Below are 19,679 nucleotides of genomic sequence, written 5' to 3'. Positions count from 1 at the left end.
CGCCCCGGTGACAGGGCGCGGTTCTTACGACAGATGATTACTCAGCGATCTTGTAAAGATCTTTGGAGTACCAGTTCTGCTGGAAGTTCTCGAATGGCCAGCCTTCGAGGTTTTCGGCGAACATCTTAACCGAGGCATAGTGATAGATCGGGATGATCGGTGCATCTTGTGCGATGAACTCTTCCACCCGGTCATAATTGGCCTGTGCGTTGTCGGCGGTCTTTGCTTCAGCGAGCAGGGCGTCAACCTCGGGGTTGACGTACTTGCTGTCATTGTAGCCCGATTCCGACTGCATCAGATCAAGGAAGGTCGAAGCCTCGTTGTAGTCTGCGCACCAGCCGCCACGGGCGACTTCGAAATCACCGTTTGAGCGGGCTTCGAGGAATGTCTGCCACTCCTGATTGGCCAAGGTGGTTTCAACGCCCAGGGTCTGTTTCCACATCTGGCTAATCGCGATTGCAACCGACTTGTGGCTGTCAGAGGTGTTGTAGACCAGATCAATCTCAAGCGGATTGTCAGGCCCGAAACCGGCACTGGTCATCAGCTCCTGCGCCATGGCGTTGCGCTCTGCCTGGGTCATGGACGCCTTGGGGATGTCAGGCGTTTCGAACCCGGCTGTGGCCCAGTGTGTGAAGGTGTAGGCTGGTTGCTGACCACCGGCGAGGACGTTTTCGACGATGATGTCACGGTCAATCGCGAGGCTGAGCGCGCGACGGACATCCGTATTCTGGATTTCTTCCGGCGCACCGTCACGCAGGTTAAACATGTAGTAGTAGGAACATGCCAGCGGGACAGAGACGGCCTGTTCAGGGTATTCGGCGGCAAGGCGTGGGAACTGGCCAGCAGGCACGTCCGTCCGGTCCAATTCGCCCGCCAGATAACGGGTCAGCGCCACATTTTCATCGTTGATCACCAGCGACGTGACCTTTTCGATGATCGTGTTGGCGTTGTCCCAATACATCTCGTTGCGTTCGCGGACGAGCTTTTCCTGGGGAACATGTTCGGTCAGCATGTAGGCACCGTTTGAGACCATGTTGCCGGGCTTGGTCCAGTCCGTCCCAAATTCTTCAATCGTCGCCTGATGCACGGGGAAGGTGGTGAAATGGGTCAGCATCTGCGGGAAGTATGGCAGCGGCTGCGTCAGGCGTACCTCAAGCGTTGTGTCGTCAATCGCGGTCACGCCAAGCTCTGACGGATCGACATCACCGCCGATCACTTCGGGCGCGTTTTCCAGTGCCATCAGCTCAATGAACCATGAATAAGGTGAGGCAAGTTCGGGGGATGCGGCGCGTTTCCACGCATATTCAAAGTCACCTGCGGTTACAGTATCTCCGTTTGACCATTTTGCATCGTCGCGCAGGGTGAAGGTGTAGACCAGATTGTCGTCGCTCACTTCGTGGCTGAGGGCGACGCCGGGCACCAGATTGCCGGTCGCATCCTGATTATAAAGCCCTTCGAAGAGATCACGGAGGATGTCACCGCCTGCACTATCCTCGGCCAGACCCGGATCAATCGATGGGCTTTCATCGAGATCGCGGTAGGTGAAGGTCTGATCAGAGGCGAGCAGCTCACCCGTTTCAGGATGTGTGGCGTGGCCGTCGGCGTAGAGCGCGCCGCTTGTCGCGATCAAGAGCGCCGAGGTGGTGGCGAGCAGTTTTGTCTTCAATGTCATGAGCATCTCCCTGTTGTTGTATCTTGGCGCGATACAATCATTGGCTGTGTGATGCGCTGGCTAAGCGCGGATAGAGCTATCTTTTGGCGGGAAGACGGAAATGGCAAGGTTAATCAGATGTTAATCTTTCATCCGGTCATTCCAATGCGCATATGCCCGCCGATGGCGCAACATGTGGATAGAATTGCGCCGATCTGCGGAATTTTTGAAAGTGCGGTGCCTTGATCGGCCCTCTTGATTCGCGCTTGCGGAGGGCGCAGATGCAAAATCGTGACGCTCAAAACGTTTGAATGGAGCCAGAATGGACACGCTCGCCCTCGCAGAACGCGAAAAACTGCCCGATGCGTTGCGGGTTCTGTTGCAGGAATATCCGCGCGATATGTGGGAATATGATCCGGGGCTTGATGGGCTCGTGCGGTTCTGGCTCGACCGGCATCTGATGTTCCGGCAATTGCTGGAAACGATGCAGGACGGCACCAAGGCGCTGCTTGATCAGCGGGTCGCGATCGAGGTCTATGTGCAGGCGCTTTCACGCAATGGGGGGATGTTCGTCAACGGGCTACATGAGCATCATATGATCGAGGACAGCCACTATTTCCCGAAGCTCACCGTGCTTGATGAACGGATCGCGAAGGGGTTTGAGATCCTCGAAAGGGATCATCACGACATCGATGCGCTTCTGGGTGACTTTGTCAGTTTAGCCAATGAGTTGATTGGTCTTGCAGCGTCGCGAGACCCTTTTGAGAGTGCGGTGGGTGGCTTTCACAAGGATCTGCAGAAAATGGCGCGTTTGCTCGACCGGCATCTGACTGACGAGGAAGAACTGGTCGTCCCCGTCATCCTCAAATACGGCGCGCCGGACCCCGGCTGATCACTGGATCCGGAACGAGGCCGACTGGCCGTTGCCGCGATCAACGGTGAAGCGGACCTGCTGGTCGCCACGTGCTTCGACAAGCTGGCAGTTATAGGGAATAGGGTCACCGCCCCAGTTCATCTCGCGGCAGAAATAGCCGTCCTGCCAGCTCCACGATCCGGTAATTCCCCAGCCAAGCGCAGCCCCTTGGATGGCCCCATTGTCAAAGACGCTGACCCGCACACCGTAAAGCCGGTTGCGTAACTCTTTCCCGTTCACAAGTGACAGAAATGTCGCCTGATCCTTGATCGGGACATAGCTGTCGGCCAGGGCGGGTGTCGCAGCGGTGGCGAGCGCTGCACAAAGAACAAGATGTTTCATCTGGCACCTCATTTTTCTGAGTATGCCGTTGATACGCGGGTGATCCGCTTTTGGTTCAGTTGTGGCCGATCACGTGGGGGTTATATGCCTAAAACGTCCAGCATATCGTATTCGCCGGGGGCTTTGTCCTGCCCCCAAAGTGCGGCCTTGAGCGCGCCGCGCGCGAAAATCGCCCGGTCGGTGGCGATATGGCGTAGCACGATGCGTTCACCCGGTGCAGCAAAAAGCACATCATGTTCGCCCACGATATCTCCCCCGCGAATGGCGCTGAACCCGATATCGCCTTTCTTACGGGCACCGGTGATGCCGTCGCGCGCGCGGTCGCTCACATCCGGGAGTGTGACGCCACGTCCTTCTGCAGCCGCCTCACCCAGCATCAATGCTGTGCCAGAGGGCGCATCCACCTTCTGGCCGTGATGCGCCTCGATCACCTCGATATCGAAATCATCGTCCAGAGCCGCCGCGACCCGTTTCGTCAGTTGCACAAGAAGGTTCACACCCAGTGACATGTTGCCCGCGCGCACAATGACGGCATGGCGTGCAGCGGCATTGATTGCCTTCAGGTCCGCCTCGGCGAGCCCCGTTGTCCCGATCACATGCACCGCCCGCGCCTGTGCGGCCAGACCGGCAAAACCAACGGTGGCGGCAGGGGCGGTAAAGTCGATGACGGCCTGCGCCTTGGCGAACGCCTCAACCGCGTCGTCGGTCACGGTCACGCCGACCGCCTGGCCGCCGGTCACAACACCCACATCCTGACCGACCCAATCGTGCCCTTCACGCTCTAGCACGGCTACCAAACGGCACTTATCTGACGCCAGCACGGTTTTCGTCAGCATCTGCCCCATCTTGCCCGAGGCGCCGGTGATCACGATACCGGGTAGGTCTGTCATTGCGGATGTCCCTCTTTCACCCCGCCCCTCTTAGCGGCGCTTTGCGATTGACGCAAAGCCTTGCTTGGCATCGGTCGCGCCAAGGCGTAAATGAAGATCATGGCAAAGACTTCAAATCGCGACGGCAAGGCACCCACGCAGCGAATGCTGCGGGTGGGTGAGCAATTCCGCCGGATCCTGTCCGAAGTGCTGCAACGGGGTGAGGTGCATGACGATGACCTTGCACGCATGTCGATCACCGTGGGTGAGGTGCGGATGTCACCGGATTTGCGCATTGCGACGGCCTTTGTGCTGCCCTTGGGCGGGCAAGGCAAGGATGAGGCATTGGACGCGTTGCGCCGGAACCGACACGAAATTCGCCATCTGGTCGTCAAAGGCGGATCAATGAAATTCGCACCGGAATTACGGTTTCAGATTGATGGGACATTTGACCAGATGGATGCGACCCGCGCCCTTTTGGCGGATGATCACGTGCGGCGGGACCTCGAAGACTAATGCGCTGGTTGGTAATGCTCTGGGCGCTCTGGGCCGCGCCTGCTCTCGCGGTGACCTGTGAGGATGTGACCTATCAGGGGCAGAGCTTCACGACCTGCAAGGTCGATGTGACGAAAGCCGATCTGCGCCTCTTCCATGAGGACGCAAATGGTGATGTGATCGGTAGCTTGCGCGCCATTGCCGACTTGCCCGGTGTGAAAGCGGTGCTCTTTGCGATGAATGCAGGCATGTATCATGACGACCGGTCGCCGGTCGGCCACTACGTCGAAAACGGGGTTGAGGTAATGCGGGTCATCTCAAACGCAGGCCCCGGCAACTTCGGATTACTGCCCAACGGGGTGTTCTGCATCAATGACGACCACGCGCAGGTCTACGAGACGGGCATTTTTCTTGATGAGCAGCCCACTTGCCGAGATGCCACCCAATCGGGGCCGATGCTGGTGATCGACGGGGCACTGCACCCACGATTTCTGCCGGACAGCACTTCTCGTTTTATTCGCAACGGCGTCGGCGTGAATGCAAGTGGGACAGAGGCGACCTTTGTGATTTCCAACGAAGCGGTCACCTTTCACGAATTCGGCTCTTTCTTCCGAGATGCCCTCGCTCTGCCGAACGCGCTCTACTTCGACGGGAAAGTCTCGCGTCTGCACGCACCGTCCTTGGGCCGGTCTGACTTCGGTTTTCAACTGGGGCCTATGGTGGCCGTTGTCGAAAAGGGTTGAGACGGGTCAGACTTCTGCGGCGATAATCAGATCAACGACGTCCTCCACATTCGGGCTCTGGTTCAGATCGCCGATCTCCGATGCCGTGAACCAACCCGCATCAGCGGCATCATCTGCCGCAACGGGCGTGCCGCTCTGATACGTGCAGAAGACGGCCGCGAGCATGTAGTGATACAGGACCTCGCCATTCTCGGCGCGTGCAATAACGTCCACATTGGTCAGATAGCGCCGGGCCTCGCCCACGACACCCGTTTCTTCGAAAAGCTCGCGTTCGGCGGCGGCAAGGGCCGTTTCTCCCAAATCAACATGCCCGCCCGGAAAGCCCCAGGTGCCGGCATTGGGCGCGTTCTTGCGCTTGACCAATAAAAACCGCCGGTCGTGATAGACGACTGCAATAGCCGCCAGTTTCGGTCGTCTGGGTTCCATATTATCCATGGGCGCAAGCTATGGCCAGGGCCGACAAGGGTAAAGTGCCTTTGCCCCTTGGCCTTCGCCACGATTGGGCACATATAAGGCCCAACAACGAACGAGGAGATGGACCATGCTGGAACTGGACGCAAGCCCGCAGGCCCCCGCCGATCTGATCAAGGACGGCACCGATGCCAGCTTTGCCGCCGACGTGATCGAAGCATCGCAAACCGTACCGGTGATCGTCGATTTCTGGGCGCCCTGGTGCGGGCCATGCAAAACGCTCGGCCCCGCAATTGAGGCCGCGGTGACGAAGGCCAAAGGACGGGTCAAGCTCGTCAAGATCGATGTGGATGCGAACCAGGCCTATGCCGGGCAATTGCAGGTGCAGTCGATCCCCACCGTTTATGCCTTCTTTCAGGGGCGTCCCGTAGACGGCTTTCAGGGCGCGCTGCCGCCCTCGCAAATTGATGCCTTTGTCGAAAAGATCGCAGCACTTGGCGGGGAGGGTGCGGATGACGGCCTGACCGCCGCAATTGAGGCCGCCGATCAGATGCTCGCCGAGGGTGCGGCGACCGACGCGGCAGAGACGTTTGCCGCGATCCTGCAGGAAGACCCCAGCAATGCCGCCGCCTATGCCGGACTTGTGCGCGCCTACCTTGCCCTTGACGATGTTGATCAGGCCGAGGCAATTCTGAACGGCGCCCCGGCTGAGATTTCAACCGACCCGCTCTTGGAAGCGGTGCATGCCCAGATCACGCTCGCCCGCGAGGCGGCAAATGCAGGCCCCGTTGCGGAATTGCAAGCCAGCGTCGCGGCAGAGCCGGACAATCATCAGGCGCGCCTTGATCTGGCGATTGCACTGCACGCCAACGGCCAGGTGGAAGAGGCAGTGGCAGAGCTCTTGGAGCTGTTCCGCCGCGACCGGGAATGGAACGATGGCGCGGCCAAAGCGCAGCTCTTCAAGATTTTCGACGCGCATGATGCCAAGGACCCGGTCGTTCTGCAGGGACGGCGCAAGCTTTCATCGATGATATTTGCCTGATGGCGGCTTCGGCCTACCTTCGCCTACATGATATCATCGACCGACCTGCCAGAGATCATTCCGGTGTTTCCGCTGCCGGGTGCGCTGCTCTTGCCGCGCTCCCGCCTGCCGCTGCATCTGTTTGAGCCGCGTTATCTTGCGATGCTTGACGATGTGCTCAAAACTTCCTCGCGGCTGATCGGCATGGTGCAGCCTTATGATACACCCGGCGGCGACGGGAAACTGCATGCCATCGGCTGTGCGGGCAAGTTGACCGCGTTTTCGGAAACCGAAGACGGACGGTACATGATCACTCTCTCCGGGGCTTCACGTTTTCGGATTGTGGAAGAGGTGGAAGGGTTCACGCCTTATCGGCGGTGCAAGGTCAATTGGCAGGGCTTCGACCGCGACCTTGGCCCGGTCGAAAAGGACGGGTCTTTCGACCGCGACAAGTTTCTGGAGGCGTTGGGGCGCTATCTGAGCGATCAGGGCCTTTCGACCGATTGGGACAGTCTGAGCGAGGCGGAAGATGAGTTGCTGATTAACTCCCTCTCGATGCTCTGCCCATTTGAGCCCGAAGACAAACAGGCGCTACTCGAAGCCCCGTCATTGTCCACACGGCGCGAAACGCTGATGACACTCATCGAGTTTTCCCTGCGCGGCGGCAACGGCGAAGAAGTCATGCAATGAGCACCCCGGACTTCGACCCAAAGATGCTTGAAGCACTGGTGTGCCCGATGACGCAGGCCACGCTGGAATACGACACCGAGAAGCAGGAACTGGTGTCCAAAAACGGCAAAATGGCCTTCCCCATCCGCAACGGCATCCCTGTGATGCTGGTGGATGAAGCGCGTCGTTTGGAGTGACCTTAGCAGCTGAAGCACGGTGCATGCGTGAATATCAGTTGTGAGCCGAATAATGCAGGATGCTGCACAATGCACAAAGCCTGCTATTAAAAAAGCAAAACACGTGGACAGGGGCTGAGTTCCGCATAAAGGTCGGTGCATGAGAAGATATACTGTATGGAACCGTTAACTGTTTCAGAATAATTGAACAGCAATCCATTTACTGAACAGCATACACCCGAGTTCTTGGAGTTTGCTCGCCTGGATAGGTGCGCATCTGAAACGGTTCAGAGGATCAGAGAGATTTGTGCGACGGATTGTTCGGAAATAGATGATCGGCAAAACGAAGAGTTAAAAGAGCTGGAGATCTTCGTTTCAAACTTCGCGATAGAGTGCGGCAGAAGTCTCCGGATGTCGGCTACTGCTATAAGTTTCTTAAAACATGCTGCTGAACAAGACTTTGCACAGGACGAAGACCGGACGTCTGATCGTTGAGCGCAGAGTCTGCTTTGTCCGTAGGGTAGACCTGCAACTGTAAAAGCTATCTGATCGCCTATCTTGAACACGCATTGACGTTCATCATTGACGCAAGTGACGAATAAGGCTCATTTTTGAATTCAAATCTTTCTCTGAACGCATTGCATGTTCGCGGCGACGGGCCGGTTTCGCATACATGAACCTCCAACAATGCCGCTTTATGGGTCAATCGGGTCCCATATCGGGCGACCCACTATCATGAACTTGTGACATCACGCAGCAAGGGTCTAACCTGTTCATACTGGAGAGGGAGCTTCACCATGCCAATTCAACTTAACCGACGCCATTTCATCGCCGGGTCCGCGGGCCTGATCGCAATGCATCCGTTTTCGGCCAACGCCGCACCCAATCAGGCGCATCTGCGGCTGATGGAAACCACGGACCTGCACGTTCATGTGTTTCCTTATGACTACTACGCTGACCGCGCCGTTGACACGGTGGGTTTGTCGCGTACGGCCAGTATCATTCAGGATGTGCGTGCTGAATCCACCAATTCGCTGCTGCTCGACAATGGAGACTTCCTGCAAGGAAACCCGATGGGCGATTATATTGCTTATGAGCGCGGCATGGCCGAAGGCGACATGCACCCGGTCATCACGGCCATGAATACGCTGGGATTTGATGCCTCGACGTTCGGCAATCACGAATTTAACTACGGGATTTCGTTTCTGATGAAGTCCGTCGCGGGGGCGGCTTTCCCCGTTGTCTCGGCCAATGTGGTCAAGGAAATGGGTGCCTCACCCACGGCGGACACGACTCTTGTGCCGCCCTATACGATCCTCGACCGCGAGATTGTCGATGGTGATGGCACTGCTCATCCGATCAAGATCGGCCTCATCGGTTTTGTTCCGCCGCAGATCATGAACTGGGACCGCAAGCATCTGGAAGGCAACGTACAGGCACGTGACATCATCGAAAGCGCCCGTGCCTATGTGCCGCAAATGAAAGAGGCGGGGGCCGATATCATCATCGCTCTGTCGCATTCCGGCATCGGAGCCGCCAACGCCGAAGATGGGATGGAAAACGCAGCGATCCCGCTGGCCGCCGTTGACGGCATCGACGCGATTCTGACCGGGCACAGCCACTTGGTTTTCCCGTCCTCGAACTACGATGACTGGGCCGGTGTGGACGCGGCAAACGGCACAATCGGCGGCAAGCCGGGTGTCATGGCCGGGTTCTGGGGGTCGCATATGGGCCTTGTCGATCTGCTCTTGGAACGTGACGGCAATGGCTGGCGCATTCTGTCACACACAGCTGAGGCTCGCCCGATTTCGCGGCGGGAAGAAGACCGGAGCATCACGCCGCTTGTAGGTGACTACCAGCCGGTGCTTGACTCCGTTCAGGACATGCACGACGCAACGCTTGCCTATGTGCGGACTGCCGTGGGCAAAACGGATGCCGCGCTGCACAGTTACTTCGCGCTGGTTGCCGATGATCCATCGGTCCAGATCGTCTCCAACGCACAGATGTGGTACATCAAGGATCAGATGGTTGGCACGGAATATGAAGGTCTGCCGATCCTCTCAGCTGCAGCCCCGTTTAAGGCCGGCGGGCGCGGCGGCCCGGAATACTTCACAGATGTGCCGGTGGGTGACGTCGCGATCAAGAATGTCGCTGACCTCTATCTTTACCCCAATACCGTCCGCGCTGTGAAAGTCACCGGTGCCCAGATCAAGGACTGGCTGGAACGTAGCGCCGGTATGTTCAATCAGGTCGAAGCGGGGGCAAGCGATGCCGTCCTCTTGAACCCGGACTTCCCCAGCTACAACTTCGACGTGATCGATGGCGTGACATATCAGATCGACTTGTCGCAATCGGCAAAGTTCGACCGGGACGGGGCCGTTGTGAACCCGGACACGAACCGGATCATCGACCTGCAATATGATGGCGCACCCATCGCACCCGATCAGGAGTTTATCCTGGCGACCAACAACTACCGCGCCTCGGGTGGCGGGTCTTTCCCCGGCGCTGATGGGTCAACGGTCATCTTCGAAGGGCCTGATACGAACCGCGACGTGATCGTACGGTACATCGTGGAACAGGGCACGGTGAGCCCGCGCGCCGATGGCAACTGGTCCTTTGCGCCAATGGAGGGCACGACCGTGATCTTTGAGACCGGCCCCGCCGGTGCGGCCTACGCCGACAGCGTGCCCGGGGTGACAATCGAAGAAGCGGGGCAAAGCGATACCGGCTTTGCGCAATTCCGCATCACGCTTTGAGCAAATGTCGCGCGGCTGTGAAGGACAGTCGCGCGATTTCGGCCACGATTGGCCATCGGAATTAGAGTTTGAATGCGGCGCGCGACGCAACGAGTTCACATTGAGCTCGATGTCCTGCTCGTCGGTGCCTGAAACGCAGACAGGGATCGTGCCTTCGACCTGACGATTGGTGAACGCAGCACCCCATTTTGATTGCGACAAAAGCATGGAATGCTGTGCAGACAAGGAGAATGATCCGCACAGCGTCTTCGCTTTTATCTGCGGTGGTTTAGTCTGCGGTCCTTGGTGTCACCGTTTCAGATAAAGTTGAAAAACCGTCTGATTTTGGCTTTTTGGTCATGCGGCGGCCCGTCGCACTTTCGACGGTAACTATCGTTATTCACTAAGCCTTAGGGGCTTTGTGCAATCACAGGGCGACGCCAGTTATTTTGAGAATCTGATGAAACTTCGTTTGGTGATGGCCCTAATCATTTTGCCGCTCCTGACTCTGTCGGCCTATTTTGCTTCGCGTATGATGGAGGTTGCCAATACGCAGACGCAGAACGCAACACTTGCGGCAGAGCAAGCGGTGCAGCAAAGCCATATCAACGACTTGATCCATGAACTTCAGAAAGAACGCGGTTTCTCCGCTGGGTTCGTTGCATCTTCGGGCGCGAGTTTTCGCAGTTCCTTGTCTGAACAGCATCGGGCCACGATGAATGTCCTGCCACGCGCATTGAATGATACTGCGCTTCTTGCGCGGGATCGTAGTGCTGAGTTTGCTGAGGCGACTGCGGGACTTGAAAGGCTGCGAGACATGAGGGGGAAAGTGCTGAATCTTCAGGTGACAGTACCCCAGCTGGCCAGCTATTACACCACGATCATCAATGATCTTCTGATTGTAGCCTATCCGGTAAGCGATCAGAGGGCGGATAGCTCGCTTGACGCATTGCAGGCCGCAAGATCATTGCTTGCCGCAGCGAAAGAAAGGGCGGGTCTTGAGCGCGCGATGGGGGCCACGGGTATTGGCGGTGGGTTCTCAACGACCGTCTATCAGGCGTTTCAGCAGCATGGTGGCGCGCAAACGGCGCTTTTGCTTGAAACTGCAAAGAGGCGGGGCAGCATGGCGGAACTTGATACGCTTTATCAGACACCAGCTTTTGCAGCCGTTCAGGATGCGCGTGAGATTATCGCACGCGGGCATAGTACGGGAGACTTTGGCAATCTGACCGCGCCGCAATGGTTTCAGCTGTCAACCGCGTGGATTGATGTCTTACGCGAAGCGGAGATTGCGAAGGCGCAGCAAATCGATGCACTTGCAGCGGGCTTGCAATCGGAAAGAGTTCGGCAGGAAAGGATCAATCTTTGGTTTGGGGTCGTCTCCATTCTTGGTGTGGGTGTATTTGCGATCGCCAGCTTTGAATGGATGATTTGGCGAATTAAGCGGCTGACCGAAGTCGTTTACGGGTTCGCCAAGGGTGATTTCACTAAGTTCGTGCCGAGTATCGACCGAAAGGATGAAATCAGTCGCATGGCCCGCGCGATTTATCACTTCAAACAGGAAACGCTCGCTATGCGGCGTGAGGCTGAAGAGATGAAAGCCAATGATGAGGCTGAATTGAACGCCAAACATGGCAAGGTGGTTGAACTGGTCACTGAAGGTCTTGCAGCCTTGGCGCAGGCTGATTTGACTTGCCGCTTCGAACAGCCGCTTGATACCGAATACGATAGCATTCGCAGCGACTTTAATGCGGCATCGGACCGGTTGCGCTCTGTCTTGCGGGCGATTGCAACAACCATTCGGCAGCTGGATACCTCCTCGACAGCGATGAAGTCGTCCGCCGTTGACCTAACACGGCGGTCCACAGAGCAATTGGAAACGATTCAGGACACAACCAATCAGGTAACTGACCTGTCATCTGAGATGGAAGTTTTCGGTCAGGAGATCCAGTCGGCCACATCCCTGGCGGGTAATGCGCGCGCCGCGGCGACAAAATCGGCAGATCTTACCCAAAGTGCTGTTGAGGCGATGGGACGCATTCGCGCCTCATCGGATCAGATTGGCGCGATCATCGAGATGATCGAGGACATTTCATTTCAAACCAATTTGCTTGCGCTGAATGCTGGCGTTGAGGCAGCGCGCGCTGGTGCTGCGGGGCGCGGCTTTGCGGTGGTGGCATCCGAAGTGCGGGCGTTGGCGCAGCGGGCCAGCGACGCATCGCTCGAGATTAAGACATTGGTCGATGAAAGCCGGGTTCACGTCCAGGAGGGGGGTGCCCTTGTCGATGAAGCCGGTGCAGCGCTGCAAGAGATCGTGCAGGAAATCATGCAGGTGGACGATGTGTTGGGTAGCGTTGCAACACGCTCTGAAAGCCAGATCGGTAGCCTGCGCAGCCTTTCATCAGCGATGAATCTGATCAACGATTTGGCCAGCAAGAACATGGTGATGGCAGACGACACCAGTACCGCGTCGGAAGATATCGCCCAACATGCCGAGCAGCTTGCTGCGTTGATTGACGATTTCAAGTTGCAAGAGGGTGCCCCAGTCATCCGCGCGGCATAAAATAAACCCCCGCCTGATCGCTCAGCCGGGGGGTATGATCGTCGCGCCAATCGCGTGAGCCGCTTTACAGCAAACCTTCGCGCTGCAGCTTTTTCCGCGCGAGCTTACGCTGACGGCGGATCGCTTCGGCTTTTTCGCGTGCTTTGCGCACCGACGGCTTTTCGAAATGCTGCTTGAGCTTCATTTCACGAAACACGCCCTCACGCTGAAGCTTTTTCTTCAGAGCACGCAACGCCTGATCGACGTTGTTATCACGAACACTTACCTGCATGTGGTTGACACCACCTTTCTAAGTTGGATTTGCAAAAATTGCAGGAAGTGGGCAGATAGCAAAGACGGGCTATTTTGTCCAGTGCCCTTGGACAGGAGAGGATGTCATGCCAAGCGATCCGATCAAAGAGCAACTTCTCGACGCAATCCTGCCGCATGTGGCATTTGATGGCTGGTCACCGGCAGCCTTCTCTGCAGCCATCCAGGACGCCGGCCTCGGCCGCGCCGCTGCCGAGATGGCCTGTCCGCGCGGGGCAGTGGACCTTGCGGTTGCATTTCACGAACGTGGGGATGCGCAAATGCTGGCTGCGCTTCGTGAGGAAGACCTGACAACAATGCGGTTCCGCGATCGCGTCGCGCATGCCATCCGTCTGCGTCTTGCGGCGATTGATGATAAAGAGGCGGTCCGGCGCGGTATGACGCTGTTTGCCCTTCCCCATATGGCGCCCTTGGGCACGCAGCTGGTCTGGGGCACGGCAGATCAGATCTGGACTGCGCTTGGTGACACGTCCACCGATGGCAACTGGTATACCAAACGCCTGACATTGTCCGGTGTCTACGCCTCCGTCGTGCTTTATTGGCTGGGCGACGACAGTCTCGAAGGTCAGGCGACGAACGCATTTATTGACCGGCGCATCGCTGACGTCATGCAGTTCGAGAAAGTGAAGGCCCGCGTTAATGACAGTACTATTCTGAAACCTTTCACCACTCCGCTCGCGCGGATCATGGCAGGGATCAAAGCACCCAGCGGCACCCTGCGCGGTGATTTACCGGGAATTTGGCGCGAACACTAAGCTGACACGCCCCGTCCATCTTGAACATTTGCCCGATGCAATTTGTGTTTGCCTGCGTCCTGCCGCATAGATGGCTGAATACGAGAAGGGTATTATGATGAAAGCGATTGAGATTACGCGTCCCGGCGGGCCCGAAGTCCTGAAACTGACGGATAGGCCTATGCCCGAACCCGCGTATGATCAGGTCGTTCTCAAGGTCCATTATGCTGGCGTCAATCGCCCCGATGCGCTGCAACGCGCGGGGCTTTATGACCCACCCAAGGGTGCGAGTGACCTGCCCGGGCTTGAGGCTGCAGGCGAGGTCGTGGCGGTTGGCGCCGGTGTGACCTCACCGAAGGTCGGTGATCGGGTCTGCGCACTTCTTCCCGGCGGCGGTTATGCGGAATATGTGGCGACACCTGCCGCGCACTGCCTCCCGGCGCCGGGTGGTATGTCGTCAAAGCGGGCGGCGTGCCTTCCCGAGACTTTCTTTACGGTATGGTCCAATGTCTTCATGCGCGGAGGTCTGAAGGCGGGAGAGCGTTTTCTCGTCCATGGCGGCTCATCAGGGATTGGCACAACCGCGATCCAACTGGCCCGTGCAATGGGGGCGCGGGTCTTCACCACCGCCGGGTCGGACGAGAAATGTGCCGCTTGCCGCGATTTGGGTGCGGAGATCGCAATCAACTACAAAGAGGACGACTTTGTTGAAAAAGTGAAAGCCGAAGGTGGTGCGGATGTTATCCTCGACATGGTCGGCGGCCCCTATATGCAGCGCAACCTCAAAGCACTCGCTGACGATGGCAGACTGGTTCAGATCGCATTTCTGCAAGGGATGAAAGCCGAACTGAACATGGTCCAACTCATGACCCGCCGGTTGACCTTCACCGGATCAACGTTGCGCCCGCAATCGGACCTGGCCAAGGCGCGGATCGCAGATGAGCTACGTGCGCATGTCTGGCCACTACTCGTGAGCGGACAGATCGCGCCGGTCATGGATCAGGAATTCGCGCTGGCTGATGCCTCCGCCGCGCATGCACGGATGGAAAGCAGCGCGCATATCGGAAAGATCGTGCTGAAGGTCAGCGAGGACGATGGCTGACCTTCCGATCCATTCCTTCTCGGTCTCGTTGGTCATTTTACGAGAAGTGGCGGGAGAGGCCGAGGTGCTGCTTTTGCAGCGCAGCGCCACGCTTATGGGAGAATGGTGCCAAATAACCGGCACCATTGAAGCAGAGGAAACGGCCTGGCAAGCCGCATTGCGCGAGATGCGCGAGGAAACGGGACTGACCCCGCTGCGGTTTTACTCTGCCGATATTTGCGAGCAGTTTTATGAACCGCATCGTAACGCGATTACGCTTGTGCCGGTTTTCGTGGCCTTTGTGGATTACGACGTCGAGATTGTCTTGAACCCGGAACACAGCGGCTACAAATGGGTGAGCCTCGATTGGGCCGAGGACATGGTGGCCTTCGGTGGGCAACGGCGTGTGCTTCGGCATGTGAAACAGGAATTCGTCGTCCGGGACCCTAACGAGGCATTGCGGATCGCGTTTTAAAGGTCAGTCAATCCTGTCCGGCAATCCGCGTCCGTTGTTCCACCAACGATGGGGATTGTCGCTGTTTGGATCATAAGCGGCCCGGCTGGCCCAATCTTCACGCAAAAAGATCACCGGCTCTTCATAGTGATGCGCGCCGATAATCGCATCCATCACCTTTTCCAGAACAGCCAGATCACGTTCGATGGAAATCTTGAGCTCCACCATCGGATAGGTTTCGGTCATGCCAGCCTGAAATCCTGCGGCGTGGTTCGTCGTTGTCGAATTCGGTTCCGGCTGGGATGTTTCCTTGCCGAGTGCGGTGATACTGGCGTTCCGCTGATACCGGCCAAAGCTCAGTTTGTGGACAGTCATTACAGCGTCGAGTATGCGATCCACATCTTCCGGCAATGTCTGAACCTCAATGGTCCAGACAGGCTCGAAACGACCGGACGCCGCCTGATAATTTGCAAGGTCATGCATCATGTCCGTGCCCTTTCAAAGTCTGCCCAGGCGGCCAGCAGCTTTTCAAGATCAAATCCCGGTTCTTTTGCCGGGCCGAGGATGATCCGCTCCCCCGCCCACATCTTTTCAATTGCGGCTTTGAGGTCGGGGATGACGTCCGGCGGGATGACCAATGCGCCGTGTCGGTCTGCATGGACCAGGTCGCCCTGTTGCACCTCCATCCCGAATACCTTCACCGGAGTGCCAAGTTCGCGGACATGCACGAAGGCATGTGAAGGCCCGATGGAGCCAGCGACCACCGGGAAACCGGCGGCCAGATCACCCAGATCGCGCATCACGCCATTCGTCAGCGCGCCGTTCAGGCCGAGGCCCTTATGCACATTTGTATGGACTTCGCCCCACCAGGCGCTGACGCAATGCGGAAAGTCCACATCTTCGATCACCGCTATGGCTGGACGCGGCCCGGCGGCCATGGCGCGGAAGTAATCCAGACGGCGCGCGCGGATCACATCGGGGGCCTCATTCGGCGGTTCCCGTCCTGCGATCTTGGCTGTTCGGGCAAAGCCCACCATGACCTCGCCCGGAGCCGAGCATTGCATGGTGCCTTTGGTGAAGGCGTCAAACCCGCGTTTGCCCTGCGCCACTTCGATCGCGTTGCAGACAGTTGGCGTATCGACCCGCTGGAGGAGCGCAAGGAGGTCGTCGGGGATTATCGGGTCAGCCATTCGGCAATCGCCTCGTTCGTTGCATCAGGTTGTTCAAGCGTCGGAAGATGCCCCGCGCCCTTGATCACGGTCAGCGTAGCGCCGGGAACAAGTTCGTGCATCAGCGTATGGCGGTGCAATGGACAGAGCGCGTCATCCTCACCACACAGGACCAAGGTTGGCACGGTGATGCGGCGTAAGGTGTCTTGCTGATCGGGGCGGGACTGCAAGGCGCGGGATTGGGAAATGAACGCCGCTGGGCCGAGTGTTTCCGCCATGGCCATGCAAAGATCGAGGATCGCGCCTGTGTTCGGACCATCGGTCAGGTAGTTGGGCTTCATCTCGTCACGCATCACAGTGCGCAATCCCCCTTTGCGAACCTTCGCGATTTGCGGTTCGCGGCGCGCGGCAATGGCAGGGTCTTCGGCTTTGGGATTGGTGTCCAGAAGGGCCAGTCGCGTGACCCTTTCGGGTGCCTGGCGGATCACCTCCATCGCGACGATGCCGCCCATGGACAGGCCTGCGAGCGCAAAACGTGGCGGCGCGTGGGCCAACACCTCTGCCGCGATCTCATCGACCGTTTCATGCAGGCCAAACGGCACCACCATGACCGGGCACTTGGCCGAAAACGCAGCCAATTGCGGGCCGTACAGACGCGCATCGCACATCATGCCCGGCAGGAGAAGCAGCGGCGCACTCATTTGAAGGGGGCCATCCCAGCGCGCGCAAGCTCATCCGCGCGCTCATTTTCCGGATGGCCGGCATGCCCTTTCACCCATTCCCATGTCACATCGTGACGGGCTGCAGCCGTATCCAGGCGCTGCCAGAGCTCAACATTCTTGAGCCCCTTCTTCGTCCAGTTCTTTGCCTTCCAGCCGTGGATCCACTTGGTGATGCCATCCATCACATATTTGCTGTCGGTGACGACGGTAAGCTTTGTTGGACGCTCCAGCGTCTCAAGCGCGGTGATTGCCGCCATCAGTTCCATACGGTTGTTGGTGGTCTCAGCCGCACCGCCTTTCAATTCCCGCTCTTTCAACACGCGGTCACCATCGCGCGCGATCAGCAGGGCTCCCCAGCCGCCGGGGCCGGGATTGCCCGAACAGGCCCCGTCGGTATAGGCAAAAAGCTCAGCCACGCTTGCGCGCCCGCATGATCACGAAGGGATCGATCGTGCCAGCAAGGCCGCGTTCGGAGCCTTCGCGTGTATCGAGAGTCTCAAAACCGGCGGCGCGCAGCAATGCATCCAACTCGACCACTGTCACATAAGTGTAAAGCCGGTCGATCCCGTCACGCGCACTGCCTTCGCCGGTTTTCATGCCGATGTGAAAGATGCCGCCCGGTTTGAGCGCCCGGTAGAGCGCCGCCAGATGCCGTGGCAGGTCCGCCCGTGGTGCATGCAAGAGGCTGAAATTGGCCCAGATGCCGTCGTAGAAATCCACTGCGTCGATATCACCAAATGTTCCCAGCCTGGCCCCGATTTCATGCGTTTCGTTGGCAAGTGTTACCATACCGGGTGATGCATCGACCGGATCAGCTATCAGGCCAGCGGCGCGCATATGCGCCGACGAAGTCGCTGGCCCGCAGCCAAGGTCCAGGACATGGGCGCCCGGAGGCATCAGTTCAATAAAGCCTTGCAACGATGCGTCCGGCGCGTCTTGCTGGGTCAGCTTGATGTAATCCCCAGCTTTGGCATCATAGGTTGCGATGGTTTTGGCATCGACCATTCAGAGCACCAAAGGCAGGAAAGAGACGACAACAATCGCCGTGAGCAGGATGCGCAGGTGCATCCACCATGGCGGGGCGAGTTCCAGTTTCCAGAAATGCCAATCCAGCAGCAACAACGCCAGAAATCCGACTATCAGGTTGACCCCCGCGGTCGTTGGCCCGCCGCCCGTCATAAAGAAGGCCCATAGGGCAGGTATCACGGACAGGACGTAACCGGCAGTGGCGGTGCGTCCGGTCGCTTTGGTCGCAAAGCCCCACAATACGCCCGACATGAAAGACAGGATGATTGCCCCGTAAAATAGTTGCACATATGGGCCAATAAAACGGGGACCGATATTCTCGTTGCCCCATTGCGCCACATCAGGGCGAAGCACGGTGAGCGCCCCCCACAGGAATGGCAAAAGGCCAGCAAGACCCAGGATCAGGGCAGAGCGTGGTATGGCGTTCATGTCAGATCAGAAATCAGTTTGGCGATGCGTTTGGCGCGGGTTTCGGCTCGTTTGGCCGTCTTGATCTGGTGCAAGAGGCCCCGTTTTTTGCCCGGGGTCAAGGCCTCCCAGGTTGCTGTGATATCTGCCTCTCTGAGGGCGCGCATTACGTCCTCGGGCGTGTCAACGCTATCGTCTGCCTTGCGCAGCCGCACCTCAAGCCGTTCGCCGGGTGTGATGCCGATTTCGTCCAAAAGCGATCTCCCGGCCCACAGAAAGACCTGATCAAGAACGGGCGCCTTAGTCAGCGCCAGATTAACCGGATGATCGTTGATCTCACCCTCCACACGCTTTGCCCGTTCGGATTGGAGCGCGGCGGCGATCTCATCTGGCAAGGGCAGGACGGTATAGGTCGACTTGCCCCACGGCATTGGAACGACCTCGCCTTCAAACGTGTGATAGTCGCTCATGCCTTCTCAAAAGCAAGCCGCAGGCCAAGTGCCGCAAACATCGCGGCAAAGGAACGATTGAGCCAGCGCATCGCCGCTTCACTGCGCAAGAGCCAGTCACGCGCAAATGCCGCGAAGACGCCGTAAAGCACGAAGATCACGAAAGTCAGCGCCATGAAGACCGCACCAAGCAAGACCATTTCGGATGTGACCGTTGCAGGGTTACCCGATAGGAATGGTGGCAACAATGCCAGAAAGAAGATCGACAGCTTGGGGTTCAGGATATTGATGAGTGCGCCGCGTATCGCGATTTTGACCATCGGGGTAGAAGTCGTCTCACCACGAACGGCAAGCGCGCCGTCCGCCTTGAGCGCTTGCCAGGCGAGGTAAAGCAGATATGCAACACCCGCAAACTTCACGATTTGGAACAATAAGGCGCTAGTATGCAGGAGCGCGGCCAGGCCAAGCGTTGCTGCCGCCAGATGCGGAACGATCCCGAATGTGCAGCCGATGGCGGCAGCGATGGCCGCGCGGCGCCCTTGGCCAAGTCCCAGTGCGAGCGTGTAAATCACACCTGTCCCGGGGGCGATACAGACCACGATTGCGGTCAGAAGGAATTGCAAAGATATCATGAATGACAGCCTAGCGTCGTTTCGGCGGGGCGCAATTCTTATCATAAGAATTGGGTTCAAATCCTTTGTGAAAGGATTCGGCACAGATTTTTCTGAAAAAATCTGCG

Annotated in this window: 24 protein-coding genes; 11 read left to right on the top strand and 13 right to left on the bottom strand. The window is 57.9% G+C overall.

The window, feature by feature from the left end:
- Positions 1-37: 37 nt before the first annotated feature.
- Positions 38-1,672 (bottom strand): peptide ABC transporter substrate-binding protein, encoded by a 1,635-nt coding sequence (locus tag SLH49_RS20335; protein WP_320270981.1) that lies wholly within the window; start codon positions 1,670-1,672, stop codon positions 38-40.
- A gap of 301 nt (positions 1,673-1,973) precedes the next feature.
- Here SLH49_RS20335 and SLH49_RS20330 point away from each other — a divergent pair, with 301 nt between their 5' ends.
- On the top strand, positions 1,974-2,543 hold the full coding sequence (locus tag SLH49_RS20330; protein ID WP_320270980.1) for a hemerythrin domain-containing protein: 570 nt from the start codon (positions 1,974-1,976) through the stop codon (positions 2,541-2,543).
- Here the strand turns inward: SLH49_RS20330 and SLH49_RS20325 are convergent, their stop codons facing one another.
- Together SLH49_RS20325 and dapB are read right to left on the bottom strand one after the other, a co-directional pair.
- Positions 2,544-2,906, bottom strand: a complete 363-nt coding sequence (locus SLH49_RS20325; protein ID WP_320270979.1) for a dihydrodipicolinate reductase — start codon at positions 2,904-2,906, stop codon at positions 2,544-2,546.
- Positions 2,907-2,986: 80 nt separating this feature from the next.
- Positions 2,987-3,796 (bottom strand): 4-hydroxy-tetrahydrodipicolinate reductase, encoded by an 810-nt coding sequence (dapB, locus tag SLH49_RS20320; protein ID WP_320270978.1) that lies wholly within the window; start codon positions 3,794-3,796, stop codon positions 2,987-2,989.
- Positions 3,797-3,895: 99 nt separating this feature from the next.
- Here dapB and rbfA point away from each other — a divergent pair, with 99 nt between their 5' ends.
- Positions 3,896-4,291 carry a 30S ribosome-binding factor RbfA gene (gene rbfA, locus SLH49_RS20315; RefSeq protein ID WP_320270977.1) on the top strand — a complete coding sequence of 132 codons (396 nt, stop codon included), beginning with the start codon at positions 3,896-3,898 and terminating at the stop codon, positions 4,289-4,291.
- Positions 4,291-5,013 carry a phosphodiester glycosidase family protein gene (locus tag SLH49_RS20310; protein ID WP_320270976.1) on the top strand — a complete coding sequence of 241 codons (723 nt, stop codon included), beginning with the start codon at positions 4,291-4,293 and terminating at the stop codon, positions 5,011-5,013. Before rbfA ends, SLH49_RS20310 begins: the two co-directional genes overlap by 1 nt.
- Positions 5,014-5,019: 6 nt before the next feature.
- On the opposite strand, the gene SLH49_RS20305 is transcribed toward SLH49_RS20310, so the two are convergent.
- Positions 5,020-5,439, bottom strand: coding sequence for an NUDIX hydrolase (locus SLH49_RS20305; RefSeq protein ID WP_320270975.1), 420 nt, complete (start codon positions 5,437-5,439; stop codon positions 5,020-5,022).
- A gap of 115 nt (positions 5,440-5,554) precedes the next feature.
- Between SLH49_RS20305 and SLH49_RS20300 the strand changes: the two genes are divergently transcribed.
- The 5 genes from SLH49_RS20300 to SLH49_RS20280 all read left to right on the top strand — a co-directional run bounded on the left by SLH49_RS20300 (position 5,555) and on the right by SLH49_RS20280 (position 12,588).
- Positions 5,555-6,466 (top strand): co-chaperone YbbN, encoded by a 912-nt coding sequence (locus SLH49_RS20300; RefSeq protein ID WP_320270974.1) that lies wholly within the window; start codon positions 5,555-5,557, stop codon positions 6,464-6,466.
- Positions 6,467-6,493: 27 nt separating this feature from the next.
- On the top strand, positions 6,494-7,135 hold the full coding sequence (locus SLH49_RS20295; protein ID WP_320270973.1) for an LON peptidase substrate-binding domain-containing protein: 642 nt from the start codon (positions 6,494-6,496) through the stop codon (positions 7,133-7,135).
- On the top strand, positions 7,132-7,311 hold the full coding sequence (locus tag SLH49_RS20290) for a Trm112 family protein (protein ID WP_320270972.1): 180 nt from the start codon (positions 7,132-7,134) through the stop codon (positions 7,309-7,311). The genes SLH49_RS20295 and SLH49_RS20290 overlap by 4 nt, the downstream gene beginning before the upstream one ends.
- A 776-nt stretch (positions 7,312-8,087) precedes the next feature.
- The gene (locus SLH49_RS20285; protein WP_320270971.1) at positions 8,088-10,046 is read left to right on the top strand and encodes a bifunctional 2',3'-cyclic-nucleotide 2'-phosphodiesterase/3'-nucleotidase; all 1,959 of its coding nucleotides are present in this window, start codon (positions 8,088-8,090) and stop codon (positions 10,044-10,046) included.
- 439 nt (positions 10,047-10,485) lie between these two features.
- Positions 10,486-12,588, top strand: coding sequence for a methyl-accepting chemotaxis protein (locus SLH49_RS20280; RefSeq protein WP_320270970.1), 2,103 nt, complete (start codon positions 10,486-10,488; stop codon positions 12,586-12,588).
- 64 nt (positions 12,589-12,652) lie between these two features.
- On the opposite strand, the gene rpsU is transcribed toward SLH49_RS20280, so the two are convergent.
- Positions 12,653-12,859 (bottom strand): 30S ribosomal protein S21, encoded by a 207-nt coding sequence (gene rpsU, locus SLH49_RS20275; protein WP_008231221.1) that lies wholly within the window; start codon positions 12,857-12,859, stop codon positions 12,653-12,655.
- A 106-nt stretch (positions 12,860-12,965) separates the two neighbouring features.
- On the opposite strand from rpsU, the gene SLH49_RS20270 reads away from it, so the two are divergent.
- The 3 genes from SLH49_RS20270 (at position 12,966) to SLH49_RS20260 (ending at position 15,187) form a co-directional block, all read left to right on the top strand.
- Positions 12,966-13,652, top strand: a complete 687-nt coding sequence (locus SLH49_RS20270; RefSeq protein WP_320270969.1) for a COQ9 family protein — start codon at positions 12,966-12,968, stop codon at positions 13,650-13,652.
- Positions 13,653-13,746: 94 nt separating this feature from the next.
- On the top strand, positions 13,747-14,733 hold the full coding sequence (locus SLH49_RS20265; protein ID WP_320270968.1) for an NAD(P)H-quinone oxidoreductase: 987 nt from the start codon (positions 13,747-13,749) through the stop codon (positions 14,731-14,733).
- On the top strand, positions 14,726-15,187 hold the full coding sequence (locus SLH49_RS20260) for an NUDIX hydrolase (protein WP_320270967.1): 462 nt from the start codon (positions 14,726-14,728) through the stop codon (positions 15,185-15,187). The genes SLH49_RS20265 and SLH49_RS20260 overlap by 8 nt, the downstream gene beginning before the upstream one ends.
- Before the next feature lie 3 nt (positions 15,188-15,190).
- On the opposite strand, the gene SLH49_RS20255 is transcribed toward SLH49_RS20260, so the two are convergent.
- The 8 genes from SLH49_RS20255 to SLH49_RS20220 are packed head-to-tail and all read right to left on the bottom strand — an operon-like array spanning position 15,191 to position 19,572.
- Positions 15,191-15,652, bottom strand: coding sequence for a hypothetical protein (locus tag SLH49_RS20255; protein WP_320270966.1), 462 nt, complete (start codon positions 15,650-15,652; stop codon positions 15,191-15,193).
- Entirely contained in the window at positions 15,649-16,356 is a 708-nt protein-coding gene (locus SLH49_RS20250) for an RraA family protein (protein ID WP_320270965.1), read from the bottom strand. The genes SLH49_RS20255 and SLH49_RS20250 overlap by 4 nt, the downstream gene beginning before the upstream one ends.
- Positions 16,341-17,036, bottom strand: coding sequence for an alpha/beta fold hydrolase (locus tag SLH49_RS20245; RefSeq protein WP_320270964.1), 696 nt, complete (start codon positions 17,034-17,036; stop codon positions 16,341-16,343). Before SLH49_RS20245 ends, SLH49_RS20250 begins: the two co-directional genes overlap by 16 nt.
- A complete protein-coding gene (gene rnhA / locus SLH49_RS20240; RefSeq protein WP_320270963.1) occupies positions 17,033-17,473 on the bottom strand; it encodes a ribonuclease HI in 441 nt (146 codons plus the stop codon). The genes SLH49_RS20245 and rnhA overlap by 4 nt, the downstream gene beginning before the upstream one ends.
- Entirely contained in the window at positions 17,466-18,062 is a 597-nt protein-coding gene (locus SLH49_RS20235; protein ID WP_320270962.1) for a class I SAM-dependent methyltransferase, read from the bottom strand. Before SLH49_RS20235 ends, rnhA begins: the two co-directional genes overlap by 8 nt.
- On the bottom strand, positions 18,063-18,512 hold the full coding sequence (locus SLH49_RS20230; protein WP_320270961.1) for a DUF3429 domain-containing protein: 450 nt from the start codon (positions 18,510-18,512) through the stop codon (positions 18,063-18,065).
- Positions 18,509-18,961 (bottom strand): YdeI/OmpD-associated family protein, encoded by a 453-nt coding sequence (locus SLH49_RS20225; protein WP_320270960.1) that lies wholly within the window; start codon positions 18,959-18,961, stop codon positions 18,509-18,511. The genes SLH49_RS20230 and SLH49_RS20225 overlap by 4 nt, the downstream gene beginning before the upstream one ends.
- Positions 18,958-19,572 (bottom strand): LysE family translocator, encoded by a 615-nt coding sequence (locus SLH49_RS20220; protein ID WP_320270959.1) that lies wholly within the window; start codon positions 19,570-19,572, stop codon positions 18,958-18,960. Before SLH49_RS20220 ends, SLH49_RS20225 begins: the two co-directional genes overlap by 4 nt.
- Positions 19,573-19,679 lie beyond the last annotated feature (107 nt).

The sequence above is a fragment of the Cognatiyoonia sp. IB215446 genome (assembly GCF_033963825.1).
GTDB lineage: Bacteria > Pseudomonadota > Alphaproteobacteria > Rhodobacterales > Rhodobacteraceae > Yoonia.
Note: the sequence above shows the minus strand (reverse complement) of the source record. Positions and strands in the feature narration are given on the sequence as shown.